Source organism: Lysinibacillus sp. LK3 (assembly GCF_001043675.1).
In the GTDB taxonomy this organism is placed as follows: Bacteria; Bacillota; Bacilli; order Bacillales_A; family Planococcaceae; genus Lysinibacillus; species Lysinibacillus capsici.
This window is the reverse complement of sequence record NZ_LDUJ01000048.1, coordinates 1-13732: the sequence shown is the minus strand read 5'-3', so window position 1 is coordinate 13732 and position 13732 is coordinate 1. Positions and strand designations below refer to the sequence as shown.

Below are 13732 nucleotides of genomic sequence, written 5' to 3'. Positions count from 1 at the left end.
TAATAATAAAATATAATTAGCGAATATAACTATTTTTTTGCAAAATAATAAAACTCACCTAATTAATAGTGAGTTTTATTTCGATTTAGATTCTGTAATTGTTCAGGAGTTTAGAAAATTATCTACTTTTCACCACTAAATTAACTGCTTCCTGAATGGCTTCGTTCATTTTTTCGCCATCCCCTTCAGCATTCTGTACACATTCCAATAGGTTTGTACTAACAATAACCCCAACTGTACGGTCTACAGCAGAGCGTACTGCTGATAATTGTGTAATGACTGCCTTACAGTCTTTTTCCTCCTCCATCATTTTCAAAATGCCACGTAGCTGTCCTTCCATCCGTTTCACACGATTTTTCACTTGATCTGAATATTCCATATACATTGCTCCTTCTCTTATACTCGCTACGCTCTAATGAGTGATCGTTATTCTTTATCCTAGCTCATTGTTTTAAATTTAAACCTAGCCATTACTATTCCTTGGCTTTAGATAATTTATGAGCATTCTCGTAATAATGGTACCAGCGTTTGTTATTTCATCGTACTGAATTATTGAATTCTTCTTTATACGTAATTGCCCAATTTCAACTTCGAAAACTGGACACTTTCTTTTAAGTGCAGCAACTAACATGTTTGTATCATAATCATAGCGTTCACCTTTTACTTTCATTAACCAAGGCAACTCATTGATGGAAATATAACGTAAACCTGTTTGTGTATCCATTAATTTCTTATGATATAGTATCTCGAAAAATAAGCTTGTTGCACGATTTCCCCAGTAAGAAAGAAATGTACTATCAGTTGAACGAAAGTTACGTACACCTAGCACAATCCCTTCAGAAAACACCTTTGTCATCGTTAAAACAAGCTTCACATCTTGTAAAGTATGTTGCCCATGGGCCCCAACTGTAAGGATACCATGGCACCTCGCTTGTTGTTCTCGTATATATGCAAAGGCGGTCTTAAGTGCGCCACCCTTACCAATATTGCAATCATGCTGTAGTACTTGGCAGCGTTCAATTTTATCTAGGTTTTCAAAAATATCTTTATATTTTTGATCACTCCCATCATTGACAATGATGATTTGTGTAATAGTCGTTGCTAGCAATTGATGTACATAGGTAATGAGTGATTGTTGTGGATTATATGCTGGTATAATAGCTGCAATATTTTTCATTTCGATCCCCCACCTAAAGGCTGACAGGTTCTCCGTAGCTACGAATCTCCCTTATATCAAATAGTATCATGTAACAGCAACAATTCAACTGATGAATCCCATTAAAACATATCAATAATATCGATTTTTCTCCGATATATGAACAAAGAGATGAAGAGGCGCTTTGTAAAAAGGTTGAATAAGAAATTGCTTGCAACGACGCCGAGGTAATTAACTGAAAGAGGTGAGTACTTTCGTCATGCATTATGAAAATCTTGAAGAACAATGTCAAAAATTAAGACAGCTGTCCTTCACAATATTAGCTAAAAATTTACAGGATGCTAGTTTGCTCGCCATTTCAACCCCAGCAGAATCCTTACAGAAGTCACTACTTGTATTAGAGGAAATTTTATATGAGATTTACCGATTGGAAATGCATACCGAACCTAAACTCAAAAATGTCCGAATGCTATTAAATAATCGAAGTTTTGTGGCGCAAATTCATCCTCGTCGGATTTATTTATTGATGAATCTAATTCATAAAATGACAAGCCATACTAGTAATGACATTGTAGAAGCCAAAGCAGCTAAAATTGTTTTAGATTATCTTAGCGATATTGTTGAATGGTTTATGAAGCGCTATGATCGTAGTTTCAAATCGAACCGCATGTCTTCTCATGCCACAGAACTTCCTTCAATATTTGATAAAAATATACTTCAGCATGAGCAGTCTCAAGAGGCTTACGAACATGCTGTCAAATGGTTTGAAGTAGCTGCCCAGAACGGAGATGCAAGTGCTCAATATAACTTAGGTGCTCTTTACAATCATGGTCGAGGGGTAGAAAGGGACTATCGGCTTGCAAAAATGTGGTATGAACGAGCTGCCGCACAAAATGACGCAAATGCTCACTATAGCCTTGGTGTACTTTATCATCTAGGCCAAGGTGTTATACAGGATTATCTAGAGGCTGCACGACATTACCAAATAGCTGCTGATTTAGAGAATGCTGACGCTCAATACAATTTAGGTGTACTCTATAATCAAGGCTTAGGCCTATCTCAAAATTTTAACGAAGCTGCCAAGTGGTATACCTTAGCAGCCAATCAAGGTAATACAAGTGCCCAAAACAATCTAGGCTTCCTTTATCATAATGGCACGGGTGTGGAGCAAAGCTATGATAAAGCCGTTGCTTATTTCAAAATGGCTGCCTTAACTGGAGATGCAAGTGCTCAATACAATCTCGGCTATATGCATCTAAAAGGGCGTGGTATTCCCCAAAACCAAGAAGAAGCGGCAAAATGGTTTCATATGGCTGCTTTACAGGACCATGTTAACGCAGAGTTTCAACTGGCCATGCTCTATAATACTGGGCAAGGAATGATAGAAGATCATATAGAAGCTTTAAAATGGTTCAAGCTAGCGGCACATAAAGGACATTTAAATGCTCAATACTGTCTTGGCCTGCTGTATGAAAAAGAACAGAATCTTGTGTCAGCAGAAAAGTGGCTACTGCTAGCTGCTGACAATGGCCATATCAGCGCTGGCTTCGAGCTAGGACGTCTATATGTATATCAGCTTCAAGATCCAGCCAAAGCAATGTCATATTTTAGGTCTGCGGCAGAAAAAGGCTATGCAGATGCTCAGTATGAGCTTGGCCTATTACTGACATCTGGAAATGGTGTTCCTATAAATTATAAGGAGGCCGTGATATGGTGGCGAGCAGCAACTGATCAATCACATATTCAAGCTGAATATCAATTAGGTCTACTATATGAACAGGGATTAGGGGTAGCCTTAAATCTTGAGGAGGCGCGCAGATGTTATCGCCTAGCAGCCATTCAAGGCCATGCAGGTGCGCAGTATCAACTAGGCAATATATTTGATAAAGGTAAAGGGGTAGAGCAGGATTACACAGAGGCAGCTAAATGGATTGAACAGGCTGCGTCACAAGGACATATGAAAGCACAATACCAATTAGCCCAAATGCACATTCATGGACAGGGCGTACCAAAGGACTTTGCAAAGGCAGCCCAGCTTTATCGACTATCTGCTAATCAAGGACATCAAAAAGCCCAATTCCAGCTTGGTATGCTATACAAAAAAGGGCATGGTGTTGCACAAGACTATCAAGAGGCGACAAGATGGCTGAAAAAGTCACTTGAAGAAATTAAATAAATATTTTAAAACCTACCGCATCACGAATGACACGGTAGGTTTTATTAAAGACTGCTATTATCCTTTTGTTGTTGAATCATAAATGTTACAACAATAAATAAAGCAAAGCTAATTAATAGTGTAGTTCCTCCTACAATAAAGAAGACTAATGTAAAAGTGCTACCAAAATTAAATGGATTTATATTGTAAAACCACATGCCTAACGTTAAGCCCAGAACACCCACAATAGCTGTCCAACCATGAATGGTTACTAATTTTTGTGATTTCACTTTGAAGGCTCTATAAAAAATACCCCAGGCAAACATACTAAGCCAGCCGACCAGTAAAATATGTGCATGTATCGGTCTATATTCATAGCTACCTGATCCCGACATATGTGAACCTAAATATGTGCCGATTAAAGCAAAGATTGCCGCTAATCGAATAAGACGTATGCTCCACTTTTGTTCCATACGATAACTCCCCCTAGTTGTGTTTCAACTAAGTAGCAGTTTATCGTGTGAACATGAACTTTATATGAACTCCTTATGACAAAATTGGTAGATGGATATAAACCTTTGTGCCCGCATGCATCGTACTTTGCATCTGTATGGTCCCTCCATGTAGCTCAACAATTTGTTTGACAATCGCTAAGCCTAGCCCTGTCCCTTGCTTGGTTCTAGACGCATCGGCGCGATAAAAACGGTCATATGCTTTTGCTAATTGATCCTCAGTCATTCCTATCCCACTGTCCTCAACAAGAATTTCAAGTGAGGCAGATCTTTTTTGTAAATGTAGATGTATTTGCCCACCCTCTACATTATATTTAATGGCATTTGTCAGTAAATTATCCCATACATTTTGTAAAAGCCCTGCATCGCCATCAAAAATAATTTGCTCAAGCTTATATGATATTTGAAGCTGTGACTCTTCCATTTGCCAACGATACTTTCGTACGGTTTCCTTTAACTGTTCATCTAAACGATAAGACTCTCGTTTTACAATTCTTGTCGATTGGTCAAGGGAAGTTAATAATAATAACTGTTTGGTTAATGTAGATAGGCGTTTTGTTTCTAGCTCTATGATTGCTGCATATTCCTGTCTTTCCTGTTCAGTAAGGGAAGAATTTTTCAGTAAATCTACATACCCTTGAATATTTAATAAAGGCGACTGAAAATCATGTGATACATTACTAATAAATTCCTTCCGTGTACGATCATTTTCCTGTAATCTCTCGGTCATCCTATTAAAGCTTGATGCTAATTGACCAATTTCATCTGCACGATCAATATCTAGAACTGTATCAAATTTTTCATGTGCTAGCTGTTGAGTGGCTGCTGTTAACTTCGTAATGGGGCGAATTAATGCTTTAGCAAATAGTAGCATGGCAAGAAGACTCAGTACTGTCATAACCAACATTAATCCTGCGAGTATTGTATGCACCTCAGAAAACAATAAACGAATATCTGGTCTTATGAATAGTGCATAGGACTTGCTTTCATAGGTAAATGGCACACCAATTGTATTATTCAGTTCGTTAGCAAAAAATCCTGTTACAAAGGTTTCTTTAGGAAAATCTCGCATACCATGATAGGTTTCCCCATTTAAAACATGCTCCACAACAGATGTTGACAATGTTTTATCACGATATGGACCGCCAAAAAAATGCCCCTCCTCACCAGTTGTCACATATATTTGATAGCCGATTTCACCCAAGGTTGTCAGATAGCTATTTAAATCTTCTGGTTCGTCTGTCTCAATATAATGCACAATATCCTGTGCTATGCTAACGTTTTTCGCATCATTTTTTTCTTTTACAACTTGATGGTAATAGGTATTCGTTACCAAAAAGCCCATACATAAGCTTCCAATCATTACTAGCATTGTTGTTACAACAAATTTACTATATAACGTTTTCATGTTGTTTCCTCTAGCTTATAGCCAACACCTCTTACTGTTGTAATTTCAACAGCCGTGTCATATCGGTTTAATCTTTCACGAATCCGCTTCACATGCGTATTTAACGTTTGCTCATCTCCATCATAGTCATAGCCCCATACTTGTTCCATAATATAGCTGCGAGTAAATACTTGATGGGGGCGTGATGCTAACAAAGCCAGTAATTCAAATTCCTTTAAAGGTAATATAAGTGTATTTTCCCCTATTACAACCTCAAAGCTTCGTCGGTCAATTACTAGTTTACCTACTTGAATGGTTACTTGATTTTTTTTATCAAATCTCCTCAAAATTGCAGCTATACGAAATAATAATTCCTTTGGTTCAAAGGGCTTTACAACATAATCGTCAGATCCTGCTAAAAAGCCACGTTCTTTATCCTCTAGCTCACCTTTTGCTGTTAATAATAAAACAGGAATATCATAATCTTGAGTTAAATACTCTGTTAGTGTAAAACCATCCATTCCTGGCATCATCACATCGACAACAGCTAAATCAGGCAGATTCCCTTCGAGTAAGGCTAGTGCCTGCTTTGCATTTTCAGCAAGTAGCACTTGGTAGCCTTCCTTTGTAAGATAAATATTGACTAGCTGTAAAATATGAACGTCATCATCGACAACAAGGATCTTCATCTGCCCACCTCCAGTTAATAAGAAAAAATCCGATCATATAGAACGAATTTTTTCATCACAAATTACTATTATTTTATAACGAAAATATAGAAATCAACAGCAATAAGAGAAAAGGTAAACCAATCACAATATAGCCTCTAGGATTGGCAAGGTTCATGGTCCATCCTACCCCGAAGCGTTTCTCCACAAAAACGGATGGGTCTTGTCGATTCATATAAATTAAGCCGCCCTTCCAATAACGATCCTCATCCACGTCCATTACCTGGGAATCTATATTTGCTTCATAGCGTACTTTATGTTTATACTTTTTCACCACATATATCAGTAATGAACCCAGCAAAACAACTAAGAACAAAATAAATACTGGTAATAGCTTATAGCCTACTGTCATAGAAGGATAGATGTTGCTTAATTGTAAAATTGTTAATAAAGCTGTTAATGCAGAACTTATTAGTAGTATTTGCCAACTCATGTATTTTCGTGTTTTTAGCTGATCCTCCAACGATTCCTCTTTGCGATTTACAGCTAATTTAATTGCAGAACGTTTAATGGAGTCGGTAATTCCCCACATCATACATTGCATCATTAGCATTACCAGTGGCAGTGAAATAGCCGTAAAATAGGTCTTGTTTCTCCATGCATCCGCTTCACCACTCGGCCCCCAATGTACTGCTATATCATTTGGCATGAGATCGTAATGAAGGTATGTGTAAATGATCAAAAATACGGATATTCCTAATGGTACAGCAAAAAAAGACCAAGGAAGCATTTCATCACGACTTCTTGCAGTTAAATCCACTGCCCGTACTTGTTTAATATTTGCACCCCACTGCTCTTGTTTTTTCAACTTCGATACCTTTTGATGATTTATCCAATACAACGCCATACTTACTGTAAGCATACTAAACAAACAGCTTAATAAAACAATACTTTGAATAGCTTCAGAAGGAGCAAATTGATTGTAACTTATAATCATGATGATTAGAAAAACTATCCCTGTTCCCCCTACGAACCGCACATACTGTTTTTTCAACTGAGCTAAGATGGGATGCTTAATAATTTGATCAGGCACTGTGACTCCAAAAACAATAGTCTCTCTTACAATATAGGGAACGACTATTTGCAAAGCTAATGTCATGATGTAAATGGTTATAAAAACGCCAAGTAGCATTTTGCTACACTCCCTCTGCTGGAATTTGCAAATCAGCAAATACTTTTTTCATCATGTGCTCAATTTGTTCAGCTGTTGCGCCGAGCACCATTCCTTCTGCCACAACAGGTTTTAAATTCTTTTCGATTTGTCGTAGTTGCTCAGGTGATAAAGCTCTCTCCTCTGCTGAACTTATAATAGCTCCAGATTTTGGCCGAATGGTAATAATCCCTTTCGCCTCTAATTCATGATAACTCTTATTAACAGTATGCATATTAACACCTAAATCGGCAGCTAAACTCCGCACAGACGGCAAAGTATCACCTGGCTTCATTTCTCCTCTAGCAATTCCTTCGATAATTTGACGTGTTACCTGCTCATAAATAGGTACGTCTGATTGAAATTCTATTTGAATAAACATGTTTATCAGCTCCATATTTGTTATACAACTAATATAACAAATTTCTCTCCACCTTGCATGAGATTCAAATGTTTAAATGGGGGAATTTTTTATGGTTTCAATAAATCTTTGCACAAGTAAATTCTGCTTCTCATTATTCCTTGTACAAATTGCAATTTTATGTTTAATGGCATGTATATCCTTCACATAAACTCTCGCCAATTGCCCACTCTCTACATACTCTCTAACCGCAAGAGAAGAAATAAAATTTGCACCATAGCCCGCCATGACTGAGCGAATGGTTTCATGAATACCATTAAATTGGAGTGCGATATTTGGTGGTCTCACTTGGTATGTTTGACATAATGAGAAAAGATGCTCCCTCATTTTAAAATGCTTTAAAAATTCACATGTTGCGCATCTATAATGACACGACACCCACTATCCGTCTTTCTGATTTGTTTCTGGAAAGGATAAATAGCTCTTAGATTGCTCCATATACTTAAAAGCTGTTGAAATTGTATTTAATCCTACCTCTAATTTGTTACTCAAATGCTCTCGGCTTACTTTGATAATGCCATTGTATGTAAAATCATAAATCAATTTTTCTAGCACCCTATGTACTTTCTCACCAGGATAAATACCTTGTGCTGCTAAAGTTTCTTCTAGTTGCTGCAGGCGTTCTTCTTTGAGTTGCCGTATGTAATAAATGTTTAGACTGCTTGGTTTGGTGTAGTTTTTAGTTTATTTTTCATGATAGTTGCTCCTTTTTTGAAGCAAAAAAGCGTTTTACATTGCTGTAGTAACGATGCAAAACGCTTTCGATGACGGAAACTTTTTAATAAATTTACGCCTTTGGCGAATAACCGTTCAATGATCTCGATGCCTTCTTTAGTGTTTCGAGCCAATCGATCCAATCTGGTTACAACAAGCTTGTCACCTTTATTTAATTTAGACAGCAGCTCATTTAATTGTGGTCGGTCTGTTTTCGTTCCTGTGAATTTCTCTTTATAAATAACAGTCGCTCCTTCACTCTCCAACGCTTGAAGCTGAACCTCTAATTCCTGTGATACAGTCGATACCCTTGCATAACCGTAAATCATAGAAAAATACCTCATTTCTGCACTACATTTATCGACCTAAGTTATGACACCTTTTTACACCTTGATATTACTGCATCAACACACTGGTGTCAAAACTATTAAGTTTTGGCACTGTATAAATAAAAAAGACCACCTCGTATGAGATGGATACATCATTCTATCTATTCAATTAAAGCACCACGTTTGTTGAACAAGGAATTTTGTTTACCCTTCAACAATTGCAAGATATTTTTTGATTTCTCCTTCAGATTCAACAATTAAAATATCTCCTCGTTCTTTGGTGGAAAAAATCTTTGTACCAACAGGAAGTTTATTCGACATCTCATCTCTAAAATCTGTATTAGCATCATTTTTTGTTTTTATTTCACCGATTTGAACATCTTTTGTTAAAGATAATTCTTCAACCCAATCAATATTAGTTTTGTAGATAACTCCATCATACTGAAAAATATCAGCATCAGAATCTAATGTTAAAACTTCTTCGGCATCTATACTGTCAATTGATACTGTTGTAGTTCCCCCTTGAATATTGCATCCTGTAATCATGAATAAAGCTAATGCGATCAAACCATAGAATAATTTTTTTATTTTCAATTTACCCACCTCTTTTATATAGACACCTATTGTCTACCAAAAGTTACATATTCAACTAAATTTCATCGTTAGTTGAATAACCCCGCTTACTTGAGGTGGGCGTCAAAATTAGCAAACTCTGACGCTCTTATCATTGCAGATAATGTTGTACGTAATGGTGAGGTAATTAATGAAAATAGTGAGGATGAACGTGTTAGAGGCGTACAAGAATTTATGGATTTAGTAAAAGCAAACCCAAGAGTTGAAGCAACGGCTATACAAACAGTTGGTGTCAAAGGGTATGACGGCTTTGTACTAGCCGTAGTAAATTAGCATAGAAAAACCGCGTAACTAAAAAAGCAGTTACGCGGATGTACTATATAAAAGATGCCTTACTGCTCCCCATCTAAGCTAGTAAGACATCTTTACCCCTTAAAATCTCTTAACTTTTATTTATAGACCCCTTTTAATTCAATCGTGCTCATCTCTTTAAACGGGGGAACAGACCCCGTCACGTTATGTTAGTGGAATAGGCTGGATTGTACTCGAGTGCAATCCTTAGATAGTTATTAGGAAAGTTTGATATGTTGGATAGTAGACTTGTATTTTACGCTAATTTTTCATACCCTGGAAGTGTCAAGAATTCCGCAAATTCATCTTGTTCAATTAAGGATTTAAACAGTTCAGCAGCTTCTTCATAGCGACCACTGTTATAAGCTTGTTCCCCAACAGCCTCTTTAATTTTCACAAGTTCTTCTTCCAATATTTCTAAAACAAATGCTAGTGTAATACCACGTCCATCATCTAAGATTCCTTTCGGATGACGGATCCATTGCCATACTTGTGTACGAGAGATTTCTGCTGTTGCAGCATCCTCCATCAAGTTATTAATTGGTGCAGCTCCGTTACCTCGAAGCCATGAAGCAATATATTGTACACCAACACTACAGTTAATACGTAGACCTTCAATTGTTATTGTTCCTTCTGGTACAGCTACTAAATCTTCGGCAGATACTTGTACATCCTCACGCTTTTTATGAATTTGGTTAGGAGTTGTCATAATTGCATCAAATTGCTCCATCGCTGTTGCAACCATACCAGGATGTGCTACCCATGTACCGTCATGCCCCTCTGTTGCCTCACGACGTTTATCTTCTGCCACCTTTGCAAATGCCACTGCATTGGCCTCATCGTCATTTTTAACTGGAATTTGAGCTGCCATTCCGCCCATTGCTGGTGCATTTCGCTTGTGACATGTTTGAATACATAAAGATGTATAGGCTTTCATAAAAGGTACTGTCATCGTTACTTGCCCACGGTCTGGCAAAATAACATCAGCTTGATTGCGTAGACGCTTAATATAGCTGAAAATATAATCCCAACGACCGCAATTCAAACCAGCTGAATGTTCACGTAGCTCATATAAAATTTCATCCATCTCAAACGCAGCTAAAATCGTTTCGATTAATACAGTAGCTTTTATTGTCCCCTGTGGAATACCAATATAATCTTGAGCAAACACAAAGACATCATTCCATAGTCGAGCCTCTAAATGACTTTCAAGTTTTGGTAGATAGAAATATGGCCCTGTACCTTGTGCAAGTGCGTTTTTGGCATTGTGGAATAGATATAAACCGAAGTCAAAGAAACTGCCAGAAATCGGCTCTCCATCCACCAGGACATGCTTCTCAAGCAAGTGTAGACCTCGTGGACGAACTAACAGCACTGCTGTCTCATCATTTAATTTATATGTTTTACCATTGGATTCTTGTGTAAACTCAATCGTCTTATTAATAGCATCACGCATATTAATTTGACCGCCAATCATATTTTCCCATGTCGGAGAAGATGCATCTTCAAAGCATGCCATGAACATTTTTGCTCCAGAATTTAACGCATTAATAACCATTTTCCGATCAACTGGCCCTGTAATTTCAACACGGCGATCTTGTAAGTCGTTTGGAAGTGGTGCGATTACCCAATCACCTTCCCGAATATGCTTTGTCTCTGGTAGGAAATCCAGCTTCTCTCCCGCATCAAGTCGTTTTTGGCGTTCTTGTCGAGCCTCCAACAGCTCCTTGCGACGAGCATCAAATTTTTCGTGCAGAGCAAGAACAAATTCAAGAGCTTCAGGTGTCAAAATTTCATTAGTTTGCTCATTTTGTTCTCCAACAATTTTAAGCTTACCTGTCGTTGCTTGTTCCATTAGCTGTTTACCCACCTTTGCCATTTTAGTTTCGTCATCCTCCGCTTTAGGAGGAGCGGAGGAGACTATTCTATGATTATGAATTTAGGAAAACACGTATTTAAACTACGACTTATACAAACTGTTCTGTTTCAGTAGAACCTGCCATTGCTGTTGTAGAAGAAGTACCACCAGAGATAACTTGAGAGATTTCATCAAAGTATCCAGTACCTACTTCGCGTTGGTGACGTGTAGCTGTATAGCCTTTAGACTCAGAAGCAAATTCTGCTTGTTGTAGCTTAGAATATGCAGCCATACCATTATCTTTATAGTCATGAGCAAGCTCAAACATAGAGTGGTTAAGTGCATGGAAACCTGCTAAAGTAACGAATTGGAATTTGTAACCCAACTTACCAAGTTCACGTTGATACTCTGCGATTTCTTCTTCTGAAAGATTTGCCTTCCAGTTGAATGAAGGTGAGCAGTTGTATGCAAGCATTTTACCTGGGAACTCAGCATGAATAGCTTCAGCAAATTCTCTAGCTTCTTCAAGTGATGGTTTAGAAGTTTCACACCAAATTAAATCTGCATATGGAGCGTAAGCTAAACCACGAGCAATTGCTTGTTTGATTCCAGCTTTTGTACGGAAGAAGCCTTCAGGTGTGCGTTCACCAGTGATGAACTCTGCATCACGTGGATCAATATCTGATGTAACCATATCAGCAGCATCAGCATCTGTACGTGCAATTAAAATTGTATCTACACCCATAACATCTGTTGCTAAACGTGCAGCTACTAAGTTACGAACAGCATTTTGTGTTGGAAGTAATACTTTACCTCCAAGGTGTCCACATTTCTTTTCAGATGCTAATTGATCTTCTAAGTGAACACCCGCTGCTCCTGCTTCAATCATACCTTTTACAAGCTCGAATACGTTTAGAGGCCCACCAAAACCTGCTTCTGCGTCTGCTACGATTGGCGCGAACCAATCAAATTGATCAACACGTCCTTCAGCATGATCAATTTGATCTGCACGTTGAAGCGCTTGATTAATTCGTTTTACTACTGCTGGTACAGAGTTAGCTGGATATAATGATTGGTCAGGATACATTTGACCAGACAGGTTTGCATCAGCAGCTACTTGCCAGCCTGATAGATAGATAGCCTTTAATCCAGCTTTTACTTGTTGTACTGCCTGATTCCCCGTTAATGCCCCCAATGCATTGATAAACGGTTCCTCATGTAATGAATTCCAAAGTCGAGTAGCACCTTTTTGTGCTAGTGTTTGTTCAATTACTACTGTCCCCTGTAATTTAACAACTTCTTCAGCTGAATATGTGCGTTCAATACCAGCCCAACGTGGGTTTTCAGCCCATTGTTTTTCTAAAGCTTCGATTCTTTCTTGACGAGTTGACATATTGAAATTCCACCTTCCCCTTTGTGTACAATATACTCTGTTAAAAAACTTTTAATTATCTGTTCCATAACAGGTTTATTTGTTGTAAATTAATATATAACAGACTATTTGAATTTTCATTATTTTTCGATAAAAGATCAAATTTTAAGGATAAAACTACCTTTTTTGACGATGAAATTTGGAAGACTGTTTACAAACAAGGGGGATATTCACAATGAACAATGAGTTAAATTCTTTCGTAAAAGATATTTCACAACAATATATTTTTATGTTGAAAGACTGGATACCTGCTGATTCATCCATTGCTATTGCTGTTGAAAATGCTTATGTTTATTTTCACTCTGGTCACCAAAGTATTCATTTAGAGATAGGTCAACAAGTATTACCTGGGAGTATTGCCGACCAAGTGTTACAGACTCAAAAAAAAACAGATGCTATTTTAGATAATTCTCTTTTCGATACGCCATATTATGGCATTGGTTATCCCATATACATTCAAAATAAGCCTGCTGCTCTCGTCATTGTCCTACCGTCATCATTTACAGCAAAAAAAGCAGCACCATTTCAATTTTTAACTGGAAAGCAAGAGGAGGAATGGAATCCTGTAGCAATTAATAAAATATCTCATATTGAAAGCCTACAGAAAAAAACATGGTTTTATGTAGAGGGTGATCAGTATAAAACAAGTATTACACTTAAAGAACTTCAATTACGATTACCATCATATTTTATTCGTATCCATAGATCTTACATTGTAAATATACATTTCATAAAAAAAATGGCACGTGATTTAACGTCAAATTTTATTGTCACTTTAATTGATGGAAGTGAGTTACCAGTAAGTCAATCTTATCTAAATGATCTTCGGAGTGCTCTTGAGTTTTAGTATATACGGCTGTCCTTTTCCGGGGACAGCCTACTTTAAACTATCTTCTTAATTTGAGACAACAAAAAAGACCAGAGAATTTATTCTCTGATCTTTCTTTTGCCTAGCGACGTCCTACT

The 13732-nt window shown here is 37.5% G+C and carries 15 protein-coding genes and 1 pseudogene; 3 read left to right on the top strand and 13 right to left on the bottom strand.

Annotated features, from left to right (window positions below):
* Positions 1-118: 118 nt before the first annotated feature.
* Both VK91_RS22040 and VK91_RS22035 read right to left on the bottom strand, forming a co-directional pair.
* The gene (locus VK91_RS22040) at positions 119-379 is read right to left on the bottom strand and encodes a metal-sensitive transcriptional regulator (RefSeq protein ID WP_004233098.1); all 261 of its coding nucleotides are present in this window, start codon (positions 377-379) and stop codon (positions 119-121) included.
* An 84-nt stretch (positions 380-463) separates the two neighbouring features.
* Entirely contained in the window at positions 464-1177 is a 714-nt protein-coding gene (locus tag VK91_RS22035) for a glycosyltransferase family 2 protein (RefSeq protein WP_048395935.1), read from the bottom strand.
* Positions 1178-1415: 238 nt separating this feature from the next.
* Between VK91_RS22035 and VK91_RS22030 the strand changes: the two genes are divergently transcribed.
* The gene (locus VK91_RS22030) at positions 1416-3332 is read left to right on the top strand and encodes an SEL1-like repeat protein (RefSeq protein ID WP_048395934.1); all 1917 of its coding nucleotides are present in this window, start codon (positions 1416-1418) and stop codon (positions 3330-3332) included.
* A gap of 44 nt (positions 3333-3376) precedes the next feature.
* On the opposite strand, the gene VK91_RS22025 is transcribed toward VK91_RS22030, so the two are convergent.
* The 9 genes and pseudogenes from VK91_RS22025 to VK91_RS21985 form a co-directional block, all read right to left on the bottom strand.
* Positions 3377-3784 carry a hypothetical protein gene (locus VK91_RS22025; RefSeq protein WP_048395933.1) on the bottom strand — a complete coding sequence of 136 codons (408 nt, stop codon included), beginning with the start codon at positions 3782-3784 and terminating at the stop codon, positions 3377-3379.
* 73 nt (positions 3785-3857) lie between these two features.
* Entirely contained in the window at positions 3858-5231 is a 1374-nt protein-coding gene (locus VK91_RS22020) for a HAMP domain-containing sensor histidine kinase (RefSeq protein ID WP_048395931.1), read from the bottom strand.
* Complete coding sequence (locus VK91_RS22015; RefSeq protein WP_048395929.1) at positions 5228-5899, bottom strand: response regulator transcription factor; 672 nt, start codon at positions 5897-5899, stop codon at positions 5228-5230. Before VK91_RS22015 ends, VK91_RS22020 begins: the two co-directional genes overlap by 4 nt.
* Before the next feature lie 73 nt (positions 5900-5972).
* Positions 5973-7070: a DUF1648 domain-containing protein gene (locus tag VK91_RS22010; protein ID WP_048395926.1), complete on the bottom strand. Its 1098-nt coding sequence runs from the start codon at positions 7068-7070 to the stop codon at positions 5973-5975.
* A 4-nt stretch (positions 7071-7074) separates the two neighbouring features.
* Positions 7075-7470: a GntR family transcriptional regulator gene (locus VK91_RS22005; RefSeq protein WP_048395924.1), complete on the bottom strand. Its 396-nt coding sequence runs from the start codon at positions 7468-7470 to the stop codon at positions 7075-7077.
* Positions 7471-7542: 72 nt separating this feature from the next.
* Positions 7543-7836 carry a LysR substrate-binding domain-containing protein gene (locus tag VK91_RS22000; RefSeq protein ID WP_231595768.1) on the bottom strand — a complete coding sequence of 98 codons (294 nt, stop codon included), beginning with the start codon at positions 7834-7836 and terminating at the stop codon, positions 7543-7545.
* Positions 7837-7890: 54 nt separating this feature from the next.
* Positions 7891-8052 (bottom strand): hypothetical protein, encoded by a 162-nt coding sequence (locus VK91_RS23140; RefSeq protein WP_231595767.1) that lies wholly within the window; start codon positions 8050-8052, stop codon positions 7891-7893.
* 239 nt (positions 8053-8291) lie between these two features.
* Positions 8292-8552 (bottom strand): annotated as a pseudogene (locus VK91_RS21990) (recombinase family protein); the annotation flags it as partial.
* A 204-nt stretch (positions 8553-8756) separates the two neighbouring features.
* Positions 8757-9155, bottom strand: coding sequence for a hypothetical protein (locus tag VK91_RS21985; RefSeq protein WP_231595766.1), 399 nt, complete (start codon positions 9153-9155; stop codon positions 8757-8759).
* 81 nt (positions 9156-9236) lie between these two features.
* On the opposite strand from VK91_RS21985, the gene VK91_RS21980 reads away from it, so the two are divergent.
* Positions 9237-9458: an O-methyltransferase mdmC gene (locus VK91_RS21980; protein WP_082148196.1), complete on the top strand. Its 222-nt coding sequence runs from the start codon at positions 9237-9239 to the stop codon at positions 9456-9458.
* A gap of 274 nt (positions 9459-9732) precedes the next feature.
* Here VK91_RS21980 and aceB read toward each other — a convergent pair whose 3' ends face one another.
* Together aceB and aceA are read right to left on the bottom strand one after the other, a co-directional pair.
* Positions 9733-11331 (bottom strand): malate synthase A, encoded by a 1599-nt coding sequence (gene aceB / locus VK91_RS21975; protein WP_048395937.1) that lies wholly within the window; start codon positions 11329-11331, stop codon positions 9733-9735.
* A 112-nt stretch (positions 11332-11443) separates the two neighbouring features.
* Positions 11444-12727, bottom strand: a complete 1284-nt coding sequence (aceA, locus tag VK91_RS21970) for an isocitrate lyase (protein WP_004233046.1) — start codon at positions 12725-12727, stop codon at positions 11444-11446.
* Positions 12728-12941: 214 nt separating this feature from the next.
* Between aceA and VK91_RS21965 the strand changes: the two genes are divergently transcribed.
* Complete coding sequence (locus VK91_RS21965; protein WP_048395918.1) at positions 12942-13613, top strand: LytTR family DNA-binding domain-containing protein; 672 nt, start codon at positions 12942-12944, stop codon at positions 13611-13613.
* Positions 13614-13732 lie beyond the last annotated feature (119 nt).

Excerpts from the sequence above, each read along its gene's own strand:
- VK91_RS22040 (WP_004233098.1), bottom strand. The coding sequence starts at position 379 with ATGGAATATTCAGATCAAGTGAAAAATCGTGTGAAACGGATGGAAGGA.
- VK91_RS22035 (WP_048395935.1), bottom strand. The coding sequence starts at position 1,177 with ATGAAAAATATTGCAGCTATTATACCAGCATATAATCCACAACAATCA.
- VK91_RS22030 (WP_048395934.1), top strand. The coding sequence starts at position 1,416 with ATGCATTATGAAAATCTTGAAGAACAATGTCAAAAATTAAGACAGCTG.
- VK91_RS22025 (WP_048395933.1), bottom strand. The coding sequence starts at position 3,784 with ATGGAACAAAAGTGGAGCATACGTCTTATTCGATTAGCGGCAATCTTT.
- VK91_RS22020 (WP_048395931.1), bottom strand. The coding sequence starts at position 5,231 with ATGAAAACGTTATATAGTAAATTTGTTGTAACAACAATGCTAGTAATG.
- VK91_RS22015 (WP_048395929.1), bottom strand. The coding sequence starts at position 5,899 with ATGAAGATCCTTGTTGTCGATGATGACGTTCATATTTTACAGCTAGTC.
- VK91_RS22010 (WP_048395926.1), bottom strand. The coding sequence starts at position 7,070 with ATGCTACTTGGCGTTTTTATAACCATTTACATCATGACATTAGCTTTG.
- VK91_RS22005 (WP_048395924.1), bottom strand. The coding sequence starts at position 7,470 with ATGTTTATTCAAATAGAATTTCAATCAGACGTACCTATTTATGAGCAG.
- VK91_RS22000 (WP_231595768.1), bottom strand. The coding sequence starts at position 7,836 with ATGAGGGAGCATCTTTTCTCATTATGTCAAACATACCAAGTGAGACCA.
- aceB (WP_048395937.1), bottom strand. The coding sequence starts at position 11,331 with ATGGAACAAGCAACGACAGGTAAGCTTAAAATTGTTGGAGAACAAAAT.
- aceA (WP_004233046.1), bottom strand. The coding sequence starts at position 12,727 with ATGTCAACTCGTCAAGAAAGAATCGAAGCTTTAGAAAAACAATGGGCT.
- VK91_RS21965 (WP_048395918.1), top strand. The coding sequence starts at position 12,942 with ATGAACAATGAGTTAAATTCTTTCGTAAAAGATATTTCACAACAATAT.